The organism is Bacillus sp. FJAT-50079 (assembly GCF_018343515.1).
GTDB lineage: Bacteria > Bacillota > Bacilli > Bacillales > Bacillaceae_C > Lederbergia.
Map to the genome: position 1 here is coordinate 326,003 of NZ_JAGYPD010000001.1, position 23,748 is coordinate 349,750.

Genomic DNA, 23,748 nt, shown 5'->3' on the forward strand with positions numbered 1-23,748 from the left:
TGACTAAATACGTAACATCGCTTCCCACTAGCTCATTCGCCATCGCGATTCCTGGTAACAACGTTTGCATTATTAACAATACTGACAATAGGATTTTCCAACTAAAACTTAATGCTTGTTTTTTCAATCATTTTCCTCCTTTTTTCGTTCTTCCCCCGACCACATTAGCTTTTAAATATGATCCAGCGACTTAGGAAATCAGTCCACCTCCTTGAGCATTTGCCATTCAAAACAAAAGCAACGGAAAGGTGTATTCAGTTATGTAGTCTCTTACAATCCGTCCCGCCCATCATAGTACATTGTTCACATAACAGACATAATCATTTCGCCATTGTAAGCGTTTAATCAACTGATTTTTCCCAATAATCTGAAGAGATGATTATGAGGATAATCAGGAGCGTTATTCAAAAAACGACCATTTATTTAGGTAATCTCCATTTTTTATGGAGGTCCCTAAATAAAATGATCGTTTACTATACAAAAAAAATTATTTTCGACGCTACCTATCAAATAATTGAATCGTTTAATTTTCTTTAGTTAATAATGGCCTCAGCATAACTCTCGCATCCTTAATCAACTGCTGGAGAGTGATGTTTTCGTCATGCCCTTTATGATACAGATCCTTCAAAGCTCTTGCTAAAAGTTCCTTTTCCTTTTGATCTTCCATAATGCTCACTCCCATATAACTGTGTATCCGAATACTCTGAGTAAAGGTATTTTTTTAAAAAAATTTTAACCAATCGCCATATGACCTTTTAGAAAAGTGACAAAATATCCGCATTTCTACTAATAAAGGCTATTATACTATTATTTATCAACATGTAAAGTTAAATTTCCCAGAATATAATTACCGAAAAAGTGACAACTCTATGCATCGACAGAAAATTTTATATTTATTAAGGGGGTGAGAAGACTATTGATTTTTAAAAATCTTGATATGACTGAATGCTTTTTTGCCACATTTTTAAAACAAAAAGGCTGTCCGTAAAGTCAATTCACAATGACTTTACGGACAGCTTCTTGTATTATCCAATAATCTTCGCGTTAACAATATAACTAATTGGTAAGGAATCAAATCTATCAGAGTTATAAAAAATCAAATCCTCTTTTAATCGCAATTGACTTTTTTGTTGAATTGCCATATTAATATCTATTAGTTCATTTTGTTTCTCTCTTGAGAATCTTTTAATTCGAACTTAATTTCCTTACTACCTAAGTATATTTTCTAGACAGTTTATTACGTACTCCACATCTTCATCCTTTAACAGGGTATGAAGTGGTAATGTAATTTCATTTTTATACACATCAAAAGCATTAGGGTAATCTTCAATATCAAACCCCAAATTCCGATAGGCCGTAAACATAGGCAATGGCTTATAATGAACATTACATGCAACCCCAAGCTCTGCCATCTTTATAATTATTTCATTTCTCTCCATTTCTTCAATCTCAGGTATCCTAGCTAAATAAAGATGCCCTGAAGAAGCAAAGTCATCACCATAATGTTGGATGCTCTTTATACCTAATGGCAAAAGTGCTTTATCATACATTTCAATAATTTCTTTTCGTCTTTTCATCAGACTTTCATATCGTTCTAACTGTATTAATCCAAGTCCAGCAGTAATATCGGTCATATTGCACTTATAGGCTGGATAAACAATGTCATATTCCCATGCACCAACTTGTGTTTTAGCCAATGCATCCTTAGATTGGCCGTGTAAACTGTATAACATGAATTGATTATAAAGCCATTCATCATCTAATCCAAGATCATCACGCCAAACAACTGCACCACCTTCAGCTGTTGTCAAATTCTTTACCGCATGAAAAGAGAAACATGTAAAATCTGCAATTTGTCCACATTTGAACCCTTTTCTTTTAGCTCCAAAAGCATGAGCTGCGTCTGTCATAACAATCACTCTATTAAATAACTCCTGAAGTTCATTACTGGCTTTAAATAGGTGTTTCTTGCTTTCTACGACTTTATATATTGAATCATAATCACATATTTTCCCTGCTATATCAACAGGAATAATAACCTTCGTTTTTTCTGTAATTGCATCAGCCAGTTTTGAATAATCCATCTCAAAAGAATCAGGAGCAGTATCAACAAGGATAATTTTCGCACCTACATGATCTATGATTGAGGCAGATGCTGTATATGTATAGGCTGAAGTAATAACCTCATCTCCAGGTCCTACACCTAAAATACGAAGGGTAAGCTCCATAGCGGCAGTTGCAGAATTAAGACAAGCTGCTTTATTAGTGCCAACATATTCGGATATCTTTCTTTCAAACTCTTTTGTTCTAGGACCCGTTGTGATCCAACCGGATCTTAATGCCTTTACTACTTCTTCAATCTCCGCGTCTTTGATATCTGGGGGTGAAAAAGGTATATTTCTTGTAAAAGTATCAATCATTCTTAGCCAACCTCACTTTTTTATATTTAGTGCTATAATTCTTTCTCATGTGAACATAAGTGTTTATATTCATAGAAAACTGGTAAATCTAATCGTAAAAAAACACATTATTTTATCCAGACATACTTGCTTTTAGATAAAATAATGTGCGGGAATCGTACATTTTATTAATTTCCAGTTATAGTATCAGAAGCTATGTTGCTAATTTCTAATACATCTTTCAAAGCAAGGCTCACTTCGTTAATTGAGTCTTCATATGGTTGATAATAATAAATACCATCAATTTTGCTGTCTTCACCCTTTAACTCAAGTCTATTTATTTCTTGATTTTTAATTTCACTATAAAAGTTCCTTAATCCAAATAACTCGGTTAACGGTATATTTGTTTTTGTATTATCACTAACCGCATTTACAAGATTATCAGCTTTGGTTATAGAATTAATAGAAAGTGCTTTGTCAGCAATCGCTTTAAGAGCCTCTTGTTGTCTATCCTGACGCCCAAAGTCACCCCGTGGATCTTCTTTTCTCATTTGAACAAATGCCATTGCCTCGCGTCCATTTAGATTCATTTTTCCCTCTGTAAAATAAATCATCTTTCCGTCCATTCCGACCTGTTTAAAATCGAATGGAACATCTACTGAAATTCCACCAAGTTCGTTTACCACGTCTTGAAACCCACTGATATTGGTTTCGACATAATAATCTACCGGTATTTCTAATAGATCCTCAACAGCTTGAATAGTAGAATCTAATCCACCAAATGCATATGCGTGATTAATTTTATCTTTTTTATTTTTTACCTCAATATAAGTTCTTGTATCTCTTGGAATACTTAGCAAGGCGATTTCCTTGGTTTCAGGATTAAGGGTTATTAGCATCAATGCGTCCGCACGACCGTTGTCACCTAAATAATCTTCAACACCAACTAATAAAATGGACACTGGATCTTTACCTAATTTAACATCTTCAACCCTATACTCTGATTTTTTTCGTTCCAATTCAACATATGACTTATCCGCGGCAGTTTTAATTGTCGTGAATAAATAGCCAACATAGCATAAAGGCACTAATACTACTACAATTAACAAAAAGAAAATAAGTTTTTTAAGACCTTTTCTTTTTTTTCTTTTGGAAATTCTGGATTGTTCCATATAGCTTCCTCTTTCTAAATTATAATATTTAAGAAATCTAACCCAATTTTCATTATCGAAAAAGATATTAAACATACTATCTTTTTATAATACAATAAAAATGACTACAATGTCACTGGAAGAATCAAGTATCTATAAAGAATTTATCACCCTTCATGTTATATATTTATTATAACATAGTCCAATTTGGATATTATTAAAATGTCGTGAATTTCCGCCATTTTTTTACATAATCAGAGTAAAGTATTTCTATTTTTAATAATACCTTGCCCTTAAAAAAATTCAATGTATTATTAATAACAATTGGCAACTATTTGATAAAAGAAAAGCCACTATTGTTAGTTGTTGGGGAATAATAACGTGTTTTAATACATACTGATATGCACTCTCTCCTTAGTTTGTGACTAAATTGTTAATATAACAACTCAAAAGCACATTATAGCAACTATAATGACGAGTGTTAATAGAATAAAGAGTATTTCCAACTTTTATTACCATCAATATCACACACTTTTTTAGGGATATTTATCCGTTTTTGCTAGTAGGATGAACCATTTATTTCTATTGTACCATTTCATATCCAAGTATTTATTCACTATTAAATACTCACTCCCCTATTTATCTGGCACAAAATTTAGGATATTATCAGGTTAAATTGAAGTTTATCGTAGAAGTAAGCTTTGATAACTTATCGTTGCTACTCAACCACTTTTGTGGTGCACTGAGTGATTAAGTTATCCTTCTCAAACGTTGGAATACACAACTCACAACTAATAAAACTTTATGTGAAAGCGAATATGTATAGGCTGCTTTTCTTCATTATTAAGCCGAAGATGGGGAGTACTGGAGATTCTTCAGGTCAACATATTCACTATGAAGACCGTTCAGGCTATTACCTGTTGGAAAAATAGGTTTAAACCCTTTTATTTAACAGGAAGTTGGATTAATACAAGTAATAAATGGGTTTACAAATTAGATAACCAATTACATAAAAGTTGGCTAAAAAATAATGGTACTTGGTATTTTTTTAATGATATTTTTACTGTTGAGCATCCCCTGTGGGCCATGAAAATTGGTTGGAGATACAATGGAGGTAAATGGTATTATTTGACTACGGATAAAACTGATAAATACCCAGAAGGTGCAATGCGAACTGGATGGATACAAGATGCTGGGACATGGTATTACCTCAATACTGTATGACTTAATGAAAGCGGTCATACCTATTATTTGGATTCTAACTGTAACAAATGTAATAAATGGTGTTACTTAGGACTTATGTTTTCAATTCTATTAGTCAGTTAGTACATAAATTCAAAATCGAATCAAGCCCGGTCAACGCCGGGCTTTTATAATACCTCAATCAATCGTGATGTACAGTTAACCAATCGCCTTTTATACTTATATGGTAACCAATATAATGCTCCCACTCCACGCTAACAGTTGCACCTGTTTTTATCACAAAATCAATATTATCTTTAATACCTATATTATAATTTTCTTGTGTAAACATTTCTTTTACCATGTCAGCATGATTGACTAAAACCCGTTTTTCACCTAGAAAAATATATGCGATAGGCTTTCCGTCTTTTACAATAATAAAGTCTTCTTTATAAATTCCGTATAGTTTTGCACCATTATTTTTTGCAGGGATTATTAAATGGAGCAGATTTGAATACTTTTCTTCATCCATAGTAAGAGTATATATCTTACCATTAATAATTATCTCTTCTTCATTCTGATTAGTATATTCCTCTACAATTACTTTTTCTTGTTTCAGTACATTGTCACTTTTAGTATTTGTCTCTTCTTTCGTCTTTTCACCTGTCTCAATTTCTAGTGTTACTTCCCTGGAATTTTCTTCTTCATCTTCTAGTTCAGAATCATCTAATATAGGAACTCCAGCTTCAGAAATTAACTCTTCGTGCTGATCCCCAACTAAAGTGTCGCTCGATTCTTGCGTAGCTGTTTTTTTACTTTGAGTTCCGTCATAATGAAATGCCCCTACCGCTAATAAAAAAAGTGCCATAAAAATGATTAAATACCACTTCTTTTTCATTATTACCTCTCCCCTTTTTTGCTTATATCTAATTAGACGGGAAATAACTGGTAAAGATTCCATTTTTCTGAAAAATATTTCATTTATATTACATTTGTTTCTTTTTCATTTTGATATTTTTCAAAAAAATTATTGAAGAATTTAATCAAATATAATTAATATTGGCATCAAATGATTTGTTTTTTTAAGTTGATTCCAATTTTTTAATAAATAAGCCCTTCTCAAAATAAGAAGGGTTCAAAATCTTTATATTAGTGTCCTAAGAGCTAATATCAGCTTTAAAAAATGGGACCTCAAGGGGATATCTCCATTTTTGATTCTATTTTCCTTTCGTATATCCCTAGAAGTGTTTTTGATGTTAATCCAGAAGCTTTAAATAATTGATGGGACATATAGGATAAAATGATAGTAAATAGCACTGCTAACCAAACATTTAGGTGTGTATATTCTTTAAACACCGTTAAAAACAAAATGTGTAAATACATTATTGTTAATGAGGATTCTCCTATTTTCGCTACCACTCTATTAATAACTTTTACTTGTTCTAATTTTTTCGATACCCAAAATACACATAAAATGAACATTACAGGTATCACTATATCTAAAAATAAGTGGTTGTATAATTGATTTTTTATGTCTAAACTATATTCAAATCGACCATAAACATTTAATGTAACAAACACTATTAAGAGAATAGTCGTATATATCACAACCTTCTTCATTAAAAGATTCACTTTATCTTCGTATAGCTTATAGCAGTGGCCTAGAAAATAAAAGATAAAAGTAAAAAGTATTGTATTGATATTCCATATTACTGCTGAATCTTTAATATATGTTGAATCAAAATACGATAGAAAATAAAAAATAATTGCGACAAAAAATAACACGATTTTATTGCTCAATGAATAAAAGGTATGAAACAAAACTGTTAATACATACAAACTTGTAATAAACCAAAATACACCATATACCCCTTTTAGGTATTTCCCCCCTTTAAGAAAATAATCAAAGTGAATCTCAAAATCTGGTATACCAAAAATAAAATATTGAAGAAATGACAATAACACAAAAAAAGAGATGTAAGGTATCAATAATGATCTTGTTTTTCGTAGAACAAATTTGTCTGTCTTTTTATATAGATATCCACTGATTAAAAAGAATAAAGGCATATGAAACCAAAAAAGATACCTTGATAACGATTCAATCCCAGCGTGACCTATAACTACTGAAATGATCCCTATTCCCTTTGCAATATCTAACCATAATTTCCTTCCCAAATATGGCACGCCCTCCCCTGTATTATTTTATTATTGTAGCATAAGGGGATAATACATTCGAAACTTATTAAAAGTTATCAAAGACAAGTTCCTTTTGATTAACGTTCTGAAGCCATGGTTTAGGACCTATGTCAAAGCAATAGCTGTTGGGACACATATAATAAACAACAATCTAATAAAAGTTTGTAAATACATTTTCCCCTATTAGCGAAGTAGAATAAAATTGCGTGTTAAGAAAATAAGGCATTGACAGTACAAAAATCATTACAAATAACATTACAATATCAATCCCTGTGTTTCTGGTTGAAGTTTTCAAACGGTATCACTCCTTTTTATAGATAATCAATATCCTATTAATGGATACTCTTTATTTTTTGTAAAAACAATTGTTATTTCCAGGAAAATTTATTTAACAAAAAAAAGGCTATTGCCAAAAATGTTTTTAAATATCATTTTGGCATAGCCTTATTTTCTTACTTGTACACTGGTATATCAAACGTCAAAGTATAAGTATCCAATAGATCGTAAATTCTTTGAATGTTTTTAACTTGTTTACTAGCCCAGCCAATGTCTGTGGCATATTGATGCCAAGGCTGTACTGGATTCCAACGCATTTTATATAATGTATCTTGTTTGAATACAGTATTAGAAAGATAGTTAGTTGAAACGAACTTTGCGGCTCCAAAGATCGCCGCTTCAGGAGTAAACCATTGATTATCATACGCAAATTTAGCGCCGCAATCTTTGGCACAGTTATCGTATGCTCCCACACCATACATGTTGTAAACTACTTGTCCATTATATATAACACCATTTGCTAATTCGGATTTACCATTTCCCGTTTCTAAAAATGCATGTGACATTAAATAGATTTCGTTAACGCCATACATCATAGCCGCTTCAATAAATACTGAAGCTTTACCTTTTAAAATACCTTTATCTGCTAAAATTTTATTGTTTACTTCCGTAGCATCTAATTTTGCAGTTTCAGAAAGAACAAGAAATTGGAAATTATCCTGATCGAAATTATTCGGATTTAAATAATAGGCAACATCATCAGGACTTGCATTCTTCCATGTTGGAGTATATCGAATTTCATACCAAACAGGGTCGTTTCTGTCACTTGAATTAACGGTTCCAATAATTTCTACCTTTTGGCCATACGAAAGTTTTCCAAGTGCCCAATAAGTAGCTGACGCACCGCCCCTTACATTTAATGAGTTTGCAATTACGATATTATTACTATCAATATAATTCGCGCTCACAAATGCTCTGTATTTGGCATCCGTTTGTGGGCTTTGGTTAAGTTGTATATTTAACATTTCCTGGAATGTTAATCCATACAACGTTTCTTTAATAATAGGTCCCATTTCAACCCAGGGTCTATATACATAACCAATTCGATTTCCTACGGATACTTCATACCAGTCTGCAGAAGTTTGACGAATTATGTGATACGACTGTCCTGGTTCTAAGGCTGCAAATTCTACTAAAGAGCCCGAAGTATTGTCATAAATTGGAACAATTCGCGCAGTTCGAAATTGATCTTTAGAATTTTTCCTCCCAGGGTTGATATTTTTAATCGTTCCCCCATTGCTTGGATAAATAGAATCTGTACGTACATATGCAAACCCATTTCCATATTGAATTCTTACGAATCCATCAATTTGACTCAATATCGGAAATTCTTGTTCATTTGAAAGTTTTCCCACAACTATATTTTTACCTTGCTCATTGAGAATAATATCGACATTTTCGCCTAAGGGTCTAAAATATTTATCTGCGCTAGAAAACTCAATTTTTGCGTGTGGTTTATATATGTATCCAATACGACCACCCAAGTTTACTTGAATCCAATAAGTAGAGGTTTCCATCACAGTTATATACTCTTGATCCTTATCGATTCTTCCAAATTCAACCAGGCTTCCTGAGGTGTTATCATATACTGGCATGTCTATTTTTGCTCTTACGACTCTTCCATTATTTACATATGGAGCTGTACTATGATTTTTAATAGACTTTCCATCACTTGCCGATATGTGTGATTTTCTAACGTAGGCAATTCCGTTGCCGTATTGGATTTTAACGAAGCTAGAATCTTGACCGACAATCGAAAACTCTTGATTTTGTTTTAAATCTCCAACCTTTACTGTTTTCCCTGCTTGATTAATGTAAATAGGGGTATTAGAATAATATGGTTGGAAAAAGGCATCTGAGTTATCAACTTGAACAATTAAATGCGGTTTATATACATATCCAATACGCCCTCCAAAAAGGACTTGAAACCAATCTTTGGATGTTTGCATAACGGTTGGATAAGTTTCTTCTAAAGCTAGTTCACCAAAAGGAACTAATGATCCAGAAGTATTGTCATAAATAACAACATTTTGTTTTGCTTGAATCGTTCTACCTTTATTTACAAGTCCGTTATTCTTGTTTTTAATGGAAGATCCATCGCTAGGTACAATATTCGCTGATGTTCGAACATAGCCAAATCCATTTCCATAATTAATTCGAAGGAAACCATCTATTTGACTAATAATTACATATTCCTGACCACTTACGAGATTCCCTACCTGTACAGTCTCTCCCCCCCTATTTATATAAACAGGAGTATTGATACCAATAGCTTTAAAAAAATGATTAAATTTAGGTTCAGAAAGGATAGCACTCTTATTTAAAGTCGAGTTAGCAGTAATTGAAATTGGTTCGCTATTTGATACCTTTGTATCTTCTTCAACTACTTGACCATTGACAACGTTATTGTCAGGATCGGGGCTTTCTTCAGTCACAACTCCGTTCTCATCTTCTTCCTGAAGTTCCTCTACCTTATTCTCTTGATGAATAGGATCCTCTGCCTCATTTTCGTCCAATTCATTTTTCTCTTCAGAGTCTATCTGTTCTTCCGACAAATCATAATCTTCCTTCACTATTGCAGCATCTTTTGGAATTTGCACCAATCTGTTACCAAGGAAAAATTGATAAGCATCCTTTTGTTCTTGATAGATTGAAAGTATTTGCCCAGGTTCAATTATAGCAACTTCCAAATCAGGATTATTGACACTAAAAACAGACGTTGCTTTTTCAAAAGTTACTGGATCCGAATAACTTATACCAGTATTAATATTGTTTTCTATACTGCTATCATCCACATTTGTAACCTGAATCGAATCCGAGGTGTGCAATAAGCGGTCACCATACTGGATCAAATAATGCTTACCCTGTTCAGTTTCCGTCATAAAAAAGATATTATTCTTTTTTAATGTGGCTACTGGTTGTGAATTTTCATTATATAAAATAATGTCTTCATCCAACAAGTATGCCTTTGTAGCATCCGTAGTTTGTGCAAATGTTTGAGGTATATTATAAAACAAAAAAGCAAAAGCTACCGCTAAAATTATCCATAATTTTATTTTAGCAGTTTTTAAGTGCGTATACATTTACCTCCTCCTTCCATACACTATTATACTTCTTATTAGCTCCTTATCAATAAGAAAATAGGAGAATTTAGGAGAATTTAGGCTAATTATGGAGAATCATAGTTTTTTTAATAAATTCATCTCAAATTCCCACTCCAAAAAAGGACCATCTTAGTGGCCCGTACGTAGATTACTAAAGATAAGATTGATTTGCTACCATTTCAGTATATATTTTCTCCATACTATTAACATTATCTTGCCAATTGTACTTCTCTAATACAAATTCTCTACCTGATTTACCCATAATTTCCCTCATTGATGGATTCTGAATTAATTTAAGGAGTTTTTCTGCCAATTGATTAACATTTTTCGGCTCAACAATGAATCCTGTAATATTATTCTCAACAACTTCTGGCAATCCCCCAACATCCGAAACTACCACAGGAACACCACAGGCCGATGCCTCAATAACTGCAACTCCAAAGCTTTCACTAAGACTTGGAACACAAAAAATATCTATTTTATTCAATATAGATGGAACATTGTCATTAGGAACTGCTCCATAAAAATCGACATATTCATGAATCCCCTTATACCTTGCCCTAGATTCCAGTTCTGCCCGTTGGCTTCCATGACCGACAATTAGTAATTTTAATTTAGGGGTTGTGTCTGATTGACCCTGTAATAGTTCATCGATTATTAAGGCAAATGCATCAATTAAATATTTTATTCCATATACAGGCTCCAATAGCTTAATAATACCGATAGTAATAGTTTGTTCTACCTTTACTATTTCGGCAGGTTTAAACTTCTCGGTATCTACTCCAAATGGAGTAACCTGAATTTCCCTTTTAGGAATAAAAAAAGATTTCGTTTGATCTTTCATAGAATAACTAGTTGAAAGAACCTGATCCGCACTTTCTAAATTCTTTTTTAGAACGTTTCTTTTAGATTTACTTTGAAAGGGAAATTCAAAGACATCACTTCCCCACACAGACAAAAGCATTGGACGAAAATTAATAAACCTGCCCAAAGTCCCATAACCACTGGCATAATGTACATGAAATATATCCGGATTTATTTTCTTTAATAAAAATTTTGCTTGAAGTGCATTTAAATAATACCCAAAAGGAGCATTATATCTAAGCTTATGCAAGTGTATATTAGGATGTAGCTTATCGTGATCAGGAGGGTGCATTGTCAACAAATGAACTTCATAGTTTTTTTCTATAAAAGCATTTAGCCATTTGATAGTATGAATAGAATTTGCGGGGGCTAAATAACAAATTTTCATAATTCAACACTCTCCTTCTTCAGATGATTTAAATCCCCCTCATAAATAGCATCGAAAAGTTCGTTATTTTTGCGCTCATTCAGATTGATAATGGCCAAAATAATTGCGTAATTTACCCACATTGGCCAATAATAAAATAATCTACTTGGACCTATACTTGCAAATATGAAACCAATTTGGCTGATAAACAAAATAATTGCAACATTAGAATAAATATTTTTTTCTTTATAAATTTTAAACAACTTTTTTAGATGATAAATGAAAAAAAGTAGATACCCACTGAAAACTAAAAAACCATAATTTGTCAACAATTCAATCCACCAATTATGTGGGTTGACAATGCCATTTGTAATGAACATTGGAAAAATATTTTTTTCAAAGTTTCCTGGCCCCACTCCAAGCATAAACGATTGATAGACAGAATATAGTCCGTTTAAATATAGATTTAATCGAACAAAATTCGAACCATATCCATTATAAATAGCTATTAAAGGCGTAATCTTATCGATATTTAAGAAAATAAAAACAATAAATACAGGTAAAAATAATATACTTGACCTTATTATCCTATAAAAGGTCGGCTTAAATTTAATATATAATAATGCTGCTGTTTGAATAAATATAGCTAGTATTGCAACCCTTGAACCATTAATAATAATAACATAAAATAATAACGACATAACGAAAGCATTTATTATTTTTAAATAAAGCTTTCGTTCGCCAAAAATTTTAAGATAGTAAAATGGTGCTATCATTACAAGAAATAAGGATAGATCATTCTCATTATAAAAAAATGCTGTTGCAATATAGTGTATTTCCTCCGTGCGCATTACTTCAATAACATATCTAGATGTCCCCAAGTGAAATCCGGTAAAAATCTCCATAAGACAAATAAATATTGTTATAACGCCAATTCCCCAAAAGCTTCTATCCATTACTTTTATCATTTTTTCATCATCTAAAAGATTAATCAGTATTAGAATTAATAAAAGGAAAATAAAAAAGTAATAAAGCTCCTTCACTGCAACTATTTTATCTGTCGCCCATGCAAGTGAGGCAAATCCATATATAAACCAAATAGCAAAAAAAATAATCGGAGACTTAATTGCAGCTAAATTATTAAAATTGCGTTTTACAATATATTGGTAAAGAATCGGAATAGAAATTAAAAATATAATCAATCTTAATAAAGTTAAATGAATAGGTCCCACTGCAAAATTGAAAATAAATGGGTCCATAAATATCAATAAAAACAGAATGACATAAATGAAAGCCTTGTTTATCATTTTTCATTACCTCTTAATTCTTGTTCGTAAATACTTCTTATTTTACGAATAATAGCTTCTTCACCAAAACGTTCTTTACATTGTTCCCGAATCCTCTCGGCACTATAAGTGGAATAGCTATTTATCATTTTTTGCATTGCTACTGATAATGCTGTTATATCGCCTGTCGGAACAAGTATTCCATTTTCATCAGTAACAATTTCGTCTGGTCCTCCGCTTTTAGTTGATATTATAGGTTTACCGCAAGCAAGAGCTTCTATTAAAACAACTCCAAAAGTTTCATATTCACTGGCCGAAACAAAAGAGTCACACATTCCCATTTGTTTTTTTACTTCATCCCTATCTAATAGACCCAAGAAGTGAATTTGTTCCGAAAGCCCTAAATCATCTGTAAGCTTTGTTAACTTATCCATTTCGGGACCTTCGCCACCAATTATTAATTCAACCTCTTGATGTTTAAATACTTTTTCAAAAGCCCTTATCAACAAATCTATTCCTTTGTTTTTATTTAAAAAGGCTATAGATAAAAAACGGAACTTTCTCTCCTTCTTTTCATTGCTTCTATCAATTTGAAACCCGCTTAAATCAACAATATTAGGTATTCTAATTAACTTACTAGATGGAGTATATTGTAAAAGTTCCTTTTCGAGACTTGGTCCAACTGCTATAACCTTCTTAGCTATTTCAAAAGTTTTTTTCGCTTCTTTTTTTTCATAAGGCTTTAATAAATCTCTCACGAACTTGCTGGAATGCTCTGTAATGATTAGTGGAATGCCATATTTCCGTGAAATTTTTGCAGCTGCCCATCCACCCCAATGGGTAGAATGTGCGTGTATTATATCGGGTATTCCATGTTCTTTAATTGCCTTCTTAACAAGAGATTTTAAAAGTAAGTAATATTTACAAGCAGTTACAAAAGGTATTCTACCAGGAAAATAATTCACAGCTCTATATCTATATGTGATTAATCCATCTTCCTTATCAACGCTTATTCCCTTTTTCAGCTTTAACATAGAAGTGGAACGTAAAGTATGGATTTCAGGATATGTGATTGTCACGTCAATTCCATCGCTTAACAGTGCTTGCGCCTGCTCTTTAAAAAAGATTCCGTTAAGTGGATTGTCTTCAGTTGGATACCATGATGGAATAATCATTATTTTCATGATTCATCTTCCTCGTCTAAAAGCGTTCAATAATTTTTTATAAATTTGATAATCTTCTCTTTGAACTAGAATTAATTTATACAACGATATACCAGTGAGCGATTTGAAAATAAACATTTTAATGATCGTACTTAGTGAATAAGTGAGTGAAGTTGAAAATGCAGCTCCATAAATACCGTAACGAGGCACTAAAATGATATTTAATACTAGATTACCCACTACTGTGAATATTGATGTATACATATTTAACTCCGGTTTACCTCTGCCAGCAAGATCATTTGACATAATTCTGTCCATCGAGAATAGTATGATCCCCGGAAGTAGCACTTTCAATACAACTGCGCTTTCTTGATAATCCTGACCGAAGAGCAGCCCAATAAACAACTCCGCTATTAAATAGAATACAACTCCACTTATGATAGAAAACCATAGGACTGTTCTAGTGACAAGGGATGTTAATTGATTTTTTTCATCTTCTTCATTTAATGCAGCCACTCTTGGGAATAAAACAGAGGAAATAGACTGCGATACAATCCAAAGCCTTTCCGCGACATTAACTGCAATATTATATAGTCCTACGGCAGCATTTGTAGAAAAGTAAGAAATCACAATTGTATCAGCACGATAATTAATAAATGAAAGCATGTTGCTGAAATGAGCCTTTATTCCAAACTTTAAGGAATCTATAAAATATTCTTTTGAAAATTTCCCCACTGAAAAATTAATCTGCATTCTAGATCTAAAGTAATATACAGTTATCATTAATTGGGTAATAGATCCAATGATAAATGAAAATACAGCCCCAATTAAACCAATTTGAAAAAGGTAAATAAAAATTACCAAGGATACCAAGGATACAATTTGTCTTGACAATGCCAAACTATTAAAAGCTTTAAAGTCATTCTTCCCTTGAAAAACAACAATATAAAATTCATTGATGATTAACACTGGTACAGTAAAAAGTATACCATACAAATACGCTATGGGTATCTCATTAAATGAGGAATTTTGATAAAAAAGGAGTAGGAAAATAAGCCCGCAAACAATAGAAACTAAACTTAAAATTAATGCGGTAATTGTATTTGTTTTTATAATTGTTTCCACCCGATATTTATTCCTACCGATATAATAGACCGTTGCAGATCCAACACCCATATTAAGGAATGCCATTAGCATTGTTGGCAATAATACGATCAAGGCATACATTCCATTACCTTCCGTACCGAGTTCTCTAGCAATGATTACCGTTAATAAAAGCCCTAGTAAAATCCCAGTTACTTGTCTACTTAACGTTAATATCGTATCTTTTGTAAACTTGGAATCGCTCATATATTTTTCTCCTGTAAACCGACGTTCATAAATAAAGAGAACTATAAATATAAGGACAAATGCCTATATTTATAGTTATTAGATGTGCATAGTTTTTATTTATAGTTTATAATATAAACCCGTTTGTTTTATATCTCTCATTACATTTCTTGTATCAAAGATCGCTTTGCTTGATCTTGCAATTAATTCATAATCAAAAGCACTGTGATCAGTTAGAATAAGGGTTAAATCTGCATCAATAATAGCTGCTTCACTGAGGGATATTGTCTCAATAATTTCATTGTCTAATTTGAAGCTTTTTACATGTGGGTCAATAGCTACAACATCTGCTCCTCTTTCCCTAAGCATGCTGATAATTGAAAGTGATGGTGACTCCCGAACATCATCAATATCTTTTTTATAAGCAACCCCAAGTACAGCTACTTTCGACCCTTTCAACGATTTTGCAAATTCATTTAAGATTTCAAGGGATCTATGCACAACAAATTCGGGCATTGAATTATTGATTTCACCAGCCAATTCTATTAACCGGGTATGATAATTATATTCCCTTGCTTTCCATGTCAAATAAAAAGGATCAATTGGTATACAATGTCCACCGAGTCCCGGGCCCGGATAGAAGGCCATAAAACCATAAGGCTTTGTCTTTGCAGCATCTATGACTTCCCATACATCAATATTCATTTTATCGCATAGTATAGCCATTTCATTTGCAAGTGCAATATTAATATGTCGAAATGTGTTTTCAAATATTTTTTCCATTTCGGCAACAGCTGGACTTGAAACTTCGTGCACCTCTCCATCTAAAACTTCTCTATATAAAGCAGATGCAACCTTTGTACAATTTTGAGTAATCCCCCCAACAACTTTTGGCGTGTTTTTTGTATTAAAGAATTTATTGCCCGGGTCAACTCGTTCCGGAGAATAAGCTACAAATACATTTTCGCCAACCACTAGGCCATGATTTTCCAATACTGGCCTAATAATTTCCTCGGTTGTTCCTGGATAGGTTGTTGATTCTAAAACAACAAGCATTCCTTCATGAGCATATTTTGCAATCTCTTTTGCAGAGCTTTTAACATAAGAGGTATCCGGCTGCATATATTTATCCAATGGTGTCGGTACACAAATTGCAACAGCATCCACTTCACTTATTTTTGCGTAATCAGATGTTGCTTCTAGTCGACCACAACTAATCATTTCATTTAAATCTTCGTCTAATATATCACCAATATAATTTTGACCGGCGTTTACAAGGTCAACTCTAGCTTCTTGAATATCAAAGCCAATAACATGGTATCCAGCCTTAGCCTTTTCAACCGCCAAAGGCAATCCAACATATCCTAAACCAACCACACCAATTTTCGCTGTTTTCGTTTCAATTTTCTTCAATAAATCATTAAAAACACTCATTATTTATACCTCTCTTTGTTAACGCATTATTCGCTAGCTTTTCGAGCATTAAGCATATATTTCCAAAAGACGAGGATCACTAAACCACATTGAAAACCAAAGGCCATTGCTAGAAAAAGATTTCTAAACAACTTGCTACCAGAGGAAGTTGTGTTGATTCCCGATAATTTCGGCCCTTCCATATCATCCAATTGTTGCCCTAAATTATTAATTCGTTCTTGGTAACTTTCACGTTGAGACTCATACTCAATTACTAATCCTGTGTAATCCGCTATCTGACTATCAGGGACTTTTGAATTCAATAATTGATCATTATAATGATCAATCACCTTTTGTAAGCTTTCTACCTTTGCTTCTAATGTCATATAATAATCTTCCAACCTAGACCTTTTTTTATTAAAGGTATCATTTAGATCACTCACATAGCTTTCAGCAACTTTATTTAATTGTGAAAACACCTTTTGTTCGTCAATTCCCTTAAGTTTTAGAATAACTTGAAAATCACGTGGAATCGTAACAGAAAATTGATCCTCGTATGGTCCTTCAAGTTCTTCTTTATAAAAGATTATATTCTCTGGTTTTGTAAGTTCATCATTTCCCGCATTTCCGACAAAAATAACCGCTTCTGACTCATATATATGAGTTTGACTCAGGCTGAAAAAGATACCAGCTCCTCCACAAATAATGGTAAATAATAATACAAACCATTTTTTCTTCCATATAAAAGTTAAATAATCGTATAAAATGTATTTTTCCGATGCCATATAGTATTGCCCTTCTAATTATTTTTAAAGAACTGCACGATTTTTTCTATTACATAATCTTGCTGTTCAATCGAAAATTCGGGGAAAATTGGTAAAGATAAAGCTTCTTTACAGGCCTTTTCAGCTTCTGGCATGTCACCTTCCTGATAACCTAAATCCTTAAACACTGGTTGTAGGTGAAGTGGAACGGGATAATAAACCATTGTAGCAACTCCACTCTCTTTCAAGAACTGTTGCAACTCATCCCTTTTTTCCACTCTAAGAGTGTATTGATGATATACATGATATCTGTCGGTTACTTCTACTGGTGTAACGGCATGTTCGCCTATCTTTTCATTTAATAGTTCTGTGTATCTATTTGCTATTTCACGTCTTCGCTCGCTCCATTTATTAAGATGGGGTAGTTTTACATTCAAAATAGCCGCTTGTATTTCATCAAGTCTGCTATTATAACCTAGAACATGATGATAATATTTTGGCTTACTTCCATGAACTCGGATGATTCGCATTTTTTCAGCTAATTCTTCGTTGTTTGTAACTATCATCCCGCCATCTCCGTAGGCACCTAGATTTTTTGTAGGAAAAAAGCTAAATGTTGTAGCGTCTCCGATTTCCCCAACATGCTTCCCTTTATACTTAGCACCGATCGCTTGGGCAGCATCTTCCACAATATATAAATTGTGATTTTTTGCGATCTTAATAATTGGGTCCATATCGGTGGCTTGTCCGTATAAATGCACTGGCATAATTGCTTTAGTTTTACTCGTAATTGCCTGCTCAATTTTAAATGGGTCGATATTAAAAGTTACAGGATCAATATCTACAAATACAGGCTTTGCACCTAATCTCGAAATAGAGCCACCCGTTGCGAAAAAGGTAAAGGGAGTTGTAATAACCTCATCTCCTTCCTTTACACCACAGGCCTGCAATGATATATGTAGTGCATCGCTACCATTGCCTACCCCAATTCCAAATTGTGCATTAACTGAAGCAGCAATATCATTTTCAATCTTTTTCACATGATCTCCAAGAATAAATCTTGAGGAAGACATAACTTCATCAAGTGCTGTAAGGATTTCATCCTTCATTGATTTGTATTGCTCCGATAAATCAAGCATAGGTACATTCATATTATTATTTCTCCTTATTTCTATTATAGTCATCTGCCGGTTCGACAAGAGAATGATATATACTTTCTACCCTTTTCAACCACAAATGCTTACTATGAAGTACATGAATGACATTTTCTCGATAGAGTTCTCTCATTTTATCATTCATAATTTCCATAAGACCTTGTTCAATAGAAGTCACATTATCTTCCGTTACATAGCCAATTTTATCCTTTTTTACAATTGATTGTAACGCAGTGCAATTAGAAGAGACAACCGGAAGACCATATGACATATATTCAAACAATTTTACTGGTACTGCAAAGTCATTATATACATTTTTTTGTAAAGTTACAATTCCAAAATCAGCCTTACCATAAAGTGCATCTAATTTTTCTCCATGCTCGTGGTGTATTTTTAACCATGGCCTTTTAAGAAACGGAGTCATTAAATAAAGATTTTCTTGCAACTCATTTTTTCTACAAACAAGGATTAGCTCTATCAGAGTTTTACTCTCATTCAAATTTGATAATGCTTCAAGCACTTCATAAATTCCGTACCTCGGATGAATACCCCCGACATAAATCGCAGTTACATTTTGATCATGATTAAGTTTTAACATATTAACCTTATCTACTCCACCTGGAGGAGATATATCCACTTTATCTTGAGATAACTTCAGATATTTATTCATTTCAATACTAGGTAAAAAGATTTTCTTAGCAAAGTGTTCAAACATTTTAAACTCATAGTGGAATAAAGAAATCATTATTTTGGTTACTAGTTTATTTTTAACTTTATACATATCTGTAAACTTCCAATATATGTCCCGATAAAATATCCCCAAAGGGATGTGATTTTTCTTTAGATACCTCATAAACTGATAATCAAGTAAGGGACGCATGGGAATATGGCTAGGGTCTGATAACCATATCGGTATTGTTTGATTTTCCATATAGCAAAAAAGAATATCTTTTGGATTTACCATTTGATATAATCTTTTTAATTTTTCTTTTCTTTCCTTAGAAGTACCAAAAATCTCAATGCACTCTAAATTACTTCTACGTGCAAATTCACTAAATGCTTCAAGTAACTTAATTGGTCTCACTCCAGAACCGCTTGACCCATCTTTTAAAGGAAATGGATAATATACAATTATTTTTTTCATTATTAGTCAGCCCTTTATAAACGACGATTTCCAATTTATTGAACCTTGTTGTGATAAAATGAGCATAATAATCTCTACTTTATTATTGCTTTTATCGTCAATAAAATAATTTTAATATCTGTTAATATTGACCTTTTTTCCATGTATTCCATATTATACTTTAATTTATCATTCATGATTTCTTCAATATACGTCCTCTCTGGATCATTACTTAGTGCTAAAATTTCATTTTCATTTCGATACTTTATCGAAGCGTAATCTGTAATTCCCGGTCGTATGTTGAAGATTTTTTTCTGTTCTTTAGTATAGAAAGCTGTATATTTTGGCACCTCTGGACGGGGTCCAACTAAACTCATATCCCCTTTGAATACATTGATAAGTTGTGGAAGTTCATCAAGTTTAGACTTTCTTAAAAAGTGCCCTATTTTTGTTATACGCTGATCTTTTCCCACTGTGATTTGCTTTCCCAATTTTTCTGCATCAACGACCATTGTTCTGAATTTTAATATTTTGAATGGTCTTTCGTTTTTTCCCACCCTGACTTGCTTAAAAAAAACAGGTCCTCTTGAATCAATTTTAATTAGAATACTAATTAAGAGTAAAATGGGGGCGATGATAATTAACCCTATTGTTGTAAACAAAAGATCCATCGCCCTTTTAACGATATCGTTTAATAAAACACCTTTTTTACCTTCCATCTTTTGTGCTTCCATCTTCCCCACCCGCCTTACCTATCTTTTATAAGTTTCGGCTATTTCACAAACCGCTTGTATTACACGGTTTACTTGCCCTTTATCCATTTTTGGATATAAAGGTAGCGAAATTGCTCCCTCATATGCAGCTAAGGCATTGGGATAATCTTCGATATTATATCCTTGTCTTTTATAATAAGGATGCATAGGAACTGGAATGAAATGAACACTTGTGCCTATTCCTTTTTCCGTTAATTTCTCTATAAATTCACTTCGATCAATGGAAAATTTCTTTGAATCCACTCTTAACACATATAAATGCCAAGCATGTCGATTAACTTCATCGCTAAAAGGGATCGTTAAACCTTTGATCCCGCTAAATGCTTTATTATACATTTCAGCGTAATCTTCCCTAATTTGTTGCATTTTTTGCATTTTCTCTAACTGTACAAGTCCCATTGAAGCTTGAATATCAGTCATATTATATTTAAACCCAGGGTACTCAACTTCATAGTACCAGGAGCCTTTTTCGGCATAGCGATTCCACGCATTTTTACTCATACCGTGAAGACTCATAACCCTCAATTTATCTGCTGATTCTTCGTTACCAGTTGTAACCATACCACCTTCACCCGTAACTAAGTTTTTAGTGGCATAGAAACTAAAGCATGTATAATCACCGATGCTTCCAATCATTTTTCCTTTATATTGTGTATAGACGGCATGTGCCGCATCCTCAATTACAGTTAGATTGTATTTTTGCGCTATTTCCATAATCGGATCCATATCACAAGGGTATCCAGCAAAATGGACAGGCAAGATCGCTTTCGTTTTTTGTGTGATTTTTTCTTCTATTTTATTAACATCGATATTCATAGTAATAGGATCAATGTCAACGAATACTGGTGTTGCACCAGCATGAATAATTGTGTTTGAACTTGCCACAAAAGTATACGGAGTTGTAATTACTTCATCTCCTTCCCCAATTCCAGCAGCAATCAAGGAAATATGAAGACCTGCCGTACATGAATTTAATCCAATTGCATGTTCTGCATCTACATATTTTTTAAATTTATTTTCAAATTCTACTGTTTTAGGGCCTTTACTAAGCCAACCTGAACGAACTGTATCAATTAATTCCTTTATTTCTTCATCATCAATATATGGTACTGCATATGGAATATTTTCCACCTTGTTCACCTCGAAAAAGTAATCCACTAAAGGTTGTAAATGTTTATTCACTCATTATATTCAAAAACTTTTTTGCGAGTACTTCATAATCGTGGTTAGCTTTTACAAAATCTCTTCCGTTAATACCAAACTGTTCTCTTTCTTCTTTTGTTGTATTTCTCATTTTTTTAATTGCTAATGCAAGTTCCTGTGGATCTTGAGGGGGAAAAGAAATCCCACAATTCGCTTCGGCAACTAAATCATTCCCCGCTTCGATACCGTGAAGAATTGGTTTAGCTGACATCATGTAATCAAGTAATTTATTTGGACTAACTCCATATTGGTAAAGTGGACTTCTTCTCCATCCTATATAAAGACAATCCATTTTGCTTAAAAAATCAGGTATTGCCTCTTTATTAATTACGGGCAAGAACTCTAGATTGGTAATATTTTTTTCTTTTGCCTGTTCAATTAATTTGTCTTTCTCAGGACCCTTCCCAACGAATACAAATGTGATGGGCTCATCTCTTAAAAGTTCACAGGCTTCGATTACATACTCTAGGGCGTTAGCAATACCATGAGTTCCCGCATAACCGATAAGAAATTTATTCTCAGATTTTAATTTGTCGATTACACTTTGGTGTGCCTCAGGAATTTTTTCCTTCGATCGCTCCCACTGTGACACATCAATGCCATTGGGTAAATAATTAAACTTCTCAGGTTTCATACCATGTTCAACCATATGATCCAATGCTTTTGGAAGAAACGATATAACTGTATCTGCCTTACGATAGGAATCATTTTCTCCTTTTTGCATTAACATAATAAATGGATGGTAACGTGACATATTTCCAAGTAACATAGGGGATAACGGCCACAGATCATGTACTTCAAATATAAGCTTCGCTTTCGCCTTCTTAGCAATTGAAGCAGCTGGATATATATCTAATGGATACGTTGATGATGCAATAACAATATCCGGTGATATATTCTTTACAATTTTATTGGAGTTAAACTGTAATTCCTTAACAAAAGAAACCATATTAATAACTCTTTTGACACCATTTCCTTCATATTTAGGAGTCTTTATCCAGATGTAACGGATACCATCCAACATTTCTTCCGTCCACTTTTCCTTCAAAGTCGGTTGAACAGTTCTAATATGTGAGTGTGATGCCCCTATAATTGTCACTTGATGCCCCTGCTTAACCCATTCTTTCGCTAAATAATATGGTCTATATTCCATTCCATGAATATTCGACCCTGCATAGTGATTAATTAATAATATATTCATTTTTACCACCATTTATTGATTTTTTAACAATTGCTCTTCAGGTACTTCCCTCAGCTTCCGAGCAGGAGAACCGACTACTAATTCACCAGCTTGAACATCTTTACTGACTACACTAGCCGCCGCTACCGCTCCATCCTCGTAAATTGTCTTTCCAGGAAGAATTGTAGCATTCGCACCAATTCGACCACCTTTTTTAACTGTAACACCTTTAAAATGTTTTAAACGTTCTTTGGATCTTGCCATATAATTATCATTTGTCGTTACTACATAAGGAGCAATAAACACATTGTCCTCGAGTATCGAATACGCTGTAATATAACAGTTTGTTTCTAACTTACAATAACTGCCGACTTTACAATCATTTTCAACGGCTACTCCCCGTCCGACAATTGTTTTCTCGCCAATTGAAACTCGTTCTCTAATTGTCGCTAAATCAGCAACGAACACATCATCGCTAATTTCTGCATTAGCATAAATGATTGAATTTGTTCCTACTGTTACTCCACTACCAATAATAGTAGGTGGTAATTTTTTCACCTCTGGTAAAATGGAATTTTTTGCTCTTGCTGGTTGTTTGCCGATGACAACATTATCTTGGATCATTACGTTGCTGCCAATATTAACACCATCATAAATAATTACATTGTGACCAATGCTTACATTTTCACCAAACACTACGTCACTTCCAATTACCACATTATTTCCAGTCGCAATTTTATCCATTGTTATTCATCCTTTAA

The 23,748-nt window shown here is 33.1% G+C and carries 19 protein-coding genes; 1 reads left to right on the forward strand and 18 read right to left on the reverse strand.

Features of this window, described 5'->3' with window-relative positions; translation table 11 throughout:
- Positions 1-523: 523 nt before the first annotated feature.
- The 3 genes from KHA95_RS01555 to KHA95_RS01565 all read right to left on the reverse strand — a co-directional run bounded on the left by KHA95_RS01555 (position 524) and on the right by KHA95_RS01565 (position 3,571).
- The gene (locus KHA95_RS01555) at positions 524-667 is read right to left on the reverse strand and encodes a hypothetical protein (protein ID WP_213135707.1); all 144 of its coding nucleotides are present in this window, start codon (positions 665-667) and stop codon (positions 524-526) included.
- Positions 668-1,208: 541 nt separating this feature from the next.
- Positions 1,209-2,420 carry a DegT/DnrJ/EryC1/StrS family aminotransferase gene (locus KHA95_RS01560; RefSeq protein ID WP_213135708.1) on the reverse strand — a complete coding sequence of 404 codons (1,212 nt, stop codon included), beginning with the start codon at positions 2,418-2,420 and terminating at the stop codon, positions 1,209-1,211.
- Positions 2,421-2,587: 167 nt separating this feature from the next.
- Positions 2,588-3,571, reverse strand: a complete 984-nt coding sequence (locus KHA95_RS01565) for an LCP family glycopolymer transferase (RefSeq protein ID WP_213135709.1) — start codon at positions 3,569-3,571, stop codon at positions 2,588-2,590.
- Positions 3,572-4,444: 873 nt separating this feature from the next.
- On the opposite strand from KHA95_RS01565, the gene KHA95_RS23070 reads away from it, so the two are divergent.
- Complete coding sequence (locus tag KHA95_RS23070; RefSeq protein ID WP_213135710.1) at positions 4,445-4,774, forward strand: hypothetical protein; 330 nt, start codon at positions 4,445-4,447, stop codon at positions 4,772-4,774.
- A 160-nt stretch (positions 4,775-4,934) separates the two neighbouring features.
- Here KHA95_RS23070 and KHA95_RS01575 read toward each other — a convergent pair whose 3' ends face one another.
- The 15 genes from KHA95_RS01575 to KHA95_RS01645 form a co-directional block, all read right to left on the reverse strand.
- The gene (locus tag KHA95_RS01575; protein WP_213135711.1) at positions 4,935-5,630 is read right to left on the reverse strand and encodes a hypothetical protein; all 696 of its coding nucleotides are present in this window, start codon (positions 5,628-5,630) and stop codon (positions 4,935-4,937) included.
- 293 nt (positions 5,631-5,923) lie between these two features.
- Positions 5,924-6,907 carry an acyltransferase family protein gene (locus tag KHA95_RS01580; RefSeq protein WP_213135712.1) on the reverse strand — a complete coding sequence of 328 codons (984 nt, stop codon included), beginning with the start codon at positions 6,905-6,907 and terminating at the stop codon, positions 5,924-5,926.
- A gap of 473 nt (positions 6,908-7,380) precedes the next feature.
- On the reverse strand, positions 7,381-10,347 hold the full coding sequence (locus KHA95_RS01585) for an N-acetylglucosaminidase (RefSeq protein ID WP_213135713.1): 2,967 nt from the start codon (positions 10,345-10,347) through the stop codon (positions 7,381-7,383).
- A gap of 172 nt (positions 10,348-10,519) precedes the next feature.
- Positions 10,520-11,620, reverse strand: coding sequence for a glycosyltransferase (locus KHA95_RS01590; protein WP_213135714.1), 1,101 nt, complete (start codon positions 11,618-11,620; stop codon positions 10,520-10,522).
- A complete protein-coding gene (locus KHA95_RS01595) occupies positions 11,617-12,906 on the reverse strand; it encodes an O-antigen ligase family protein (RefSeq protein WP_213135715.1) in 1,290 nt (429 codons plus the stop codon). The genes KHA95_RS01590 and KHA95_RS01595 overlap by 4 nt, the downstream gene beginning before the upstream one ends.
- On the reverse strand, positions 12,903-14,069 hold the full coding sequence (locus KHA95_RS01600) for a glycosyltransferase (protein ID WP_213135716.1): 1,167 nt from the start codon (positions 14,067-14,069) through the stop codon (positions 12,903-12,905). Before KHA95_RS01600 ends, KHA95_RS01595 begins: the two co-directional genes overlap by 4 nt.
- 3 nt (positions 14,070-14,072) lie before the next feature.
- A complete protein-coding gene (locus KHA95_RS01605) occupies positions 14,073-15,398 on the reverse strand; it encodes a flippase (protein ID WP_213135717.1) in 1,326 nt (441 codons plus the stop codon).
- A 99-nt stretch (positions 15,399-15,497) separates the two neighbouring features.
- Entirely contained in the window at positions 15,498-16,811 is a 1,314-nt protein-coding gene (locus KHA95_RS01610) for a nucleotide sugar dehydrogenase (RefSeq protein WP_213135718.1), read from the reverse strand.
- 26 nt (positions 16,812-16,837) lie between these two features.
- Positions 16,838-17,575, reverse strand: a complete 738-nt coding sequence (locus KHA95_RS01615; RefSeq protein ID WP_213135719.1) for a Wzz/FepE/Etk N-terminal domain-containing protein — start codon at positions 17,573-17,575, stop codon at positions 16,838-16,840.
- 14 nt (positions 17,576-17,589) lie between these two features.
- Positions 17,590-18,705: a DegT/DnrJ/EryC1/StrS family aminotransferase gene (locus KHA95_RS01620; protein ID WP_213135720.1), complete on the reverse strand. Its 1,116-nt coding sequence runs from the start codon at positions 18,703-18,705 to the stop codon at positions 17,590-17,592.
- A 4-nt stretch (positions 18,706-18,709) separates the two neighbouring features.
- Positions 18,710-19,852: a glycosyltransferase gene (locus tag KHA95_RS01625; RefSeq protein WP_213135721.1), complete on the reverse strand. Its 1,143-nt coding sequence runs from the start codon at positions 19,850-19,852 to the stop codon at positions 18,710-18,712.
- A 74-nt stretch (positions 19,853-19,926) separates the two neighbouring features.
- On the reverse strand, positions 19,927-20,565 hold the full coding sequence (locus KHA95_RS01630; protein ID WP_249316441.1) for a sugar transferase: 639 nt from the start codon (positions 20,563-20,565) through the stop codon (positions 19,927-19,929).
- Between the two features lie 18 nt (positions 20,566-20,583).
- Positions 20,584-21,744, reverse strand: coding sequence for a DegT/DnrJ/EryC1/StrS family aminotransferase (locus tag KHA95_RS01635; RefSeq protein ID WP_213136127.1), 1,161 nt, complete (start codon positions 21,742-21,744; stop codon positions 20,584-20,586).
- Between the two features lie 34 nt (positions 21,745-21,778).
- Entirely contained in the window at positions 21,779-23,008 is a 1,230-nt protein-coding gene (locus tag KHA95_RS01640; RefSeq protein ID WP_213135722.1) for a glycosyltransferase family 4 protein, read from the reverse strand.
- Positions 23,009-23,020: 12 nt separating this feature from the next.
- Positions 23,021-23,731: a DapH/DapD/GlmU-related protein gene (locus KHA95_RS01645; RefSeq protein WP_213135723.1), complete on the reverse strand. Its 711-nt coding sequence runs from the start codon at positions 23,729-23,731 to the stop codon at positions 23,021-23,023.
- Positions 23,732-23,748: the final 17 nt, after the last annotated feature.

Bases quoted from the DNA above. Each gene is read 5' to 3' on its own strand.
- KHA95_RS01620 (WP_213135720.1), bottom strand. From the start codon at position 18,705: ATGAATGTACCTATGCTTGATTTATCGGAGCAATACAAATCAATGAAG.
- KHA95_RS01595 (WP_213135715.1), bottom strand. From the start codon at position 12,906: ATGATAAACAAGGCTTTCATTTATGTCATTCTGTTTTTATTGATATTT.
- KHA95_RS01605 (WP_213135717.1), bottom strand. From the start codon at position 15,398: ATGAGCGATTCCAAGTTTACAAAAGATACGATATTAACGTTAAGTAGA.
- KHA95_RS01590 (WP_213135714.1), bottom strand. From the start codon at position 11,620: ATGAAAATTTGTTATTTAGCCCCCGCAAATTCTATTCATACTATCAAA.
- KHA95_RS01555 (WP_213135707.1), bottom strand. From the start codon at position 667: ATGGAAGATCAAAAGGAAAAGGAACTTTTAGCAAGAGCTTTGAAGGAT.
- KHA95_RS01640 (WP_213135722.1), bottom strand. From the start codon at position 23,008: ATGAATATATTATTAATTAATCACTATGCAGGGTCGAATATTCATGGA.
- KHA95_RS01625 (WP_213135721.1), bottom strand. From the start codon at position 19,852: ATGAAAAAAATAATTGTATATTATCCATTTCCTTTAAAAGATGGGTCA.
- KHA95_RS01615 (WP_213135719.1), bottom strand. From the start codon at position 17,575: ATGGCATCGGAAAAATACATTTTATACGATTATTTAACTTTTATATGG.
- KHA95_RS23070 (WP_213135710.1), top strand. From the start codon at position 4,445: ATGAAGACCGTTCAGGCTATTACCTGTTGGAAAAATAGGTTTAAACCC.
- KHA95_RS01610 (WP_213135718.1), bottom strand. From the start codon at position 16,811: ATGAGTGTTTTTAATGATTTATTGAAGAAAATTGAAACGAAAACAGCG.
- KHA95_RS01645 (WP_213135723.1), bottom strand. From the start codon at position 23,731: ATGGATAAAATTGCGACTGGAAATAATGTGGTAATTGGAAGTGACGTA.
- KHA95_RS01630 (WP_249316441.1), bottom strand. From the start codon at position 20,565: ATGGAAGCACAAAAGATGGAAGGTAAAAAAGGTGTTTTATTAAACGAT.
- KHA95_RS01575 (WP_213135711.1), bottom strand. From the start codon at position 5,630: ATGAAAAAGAAGTGGTATTTAATCATTTTTATGGCACTTTTTTTATTA.
- KHA95_RS01565 (WP_213135709.1), bottom strand. From the start codon at position 3,571: ATGGAACAATCCAGAATTTCCAAAAGAAAAAAAAGAAAAGGTCTTAAA.
- KHA95_RS01585 (WP_213135713.1), bottom strand. From the start codon at position 10,347: ATGTATACGCACTTAAAAACTGCTAAAATAAAATTATGGATAATTTTA.
- KHA95_RS01600 (WP_213135716.1), bottom strand. From the start codon at position 14,069: ATGAAAATAATGATTATTCCATCATGGTATCCAACTGAAGACAATCCA.
- KHA95_RS01560 (WP_213135708.1), bottom strand. From the start codon at position 2,420: ATGATTGATACTTTTACAAGAAATATACCTTTTTCACCCCCAGATATC.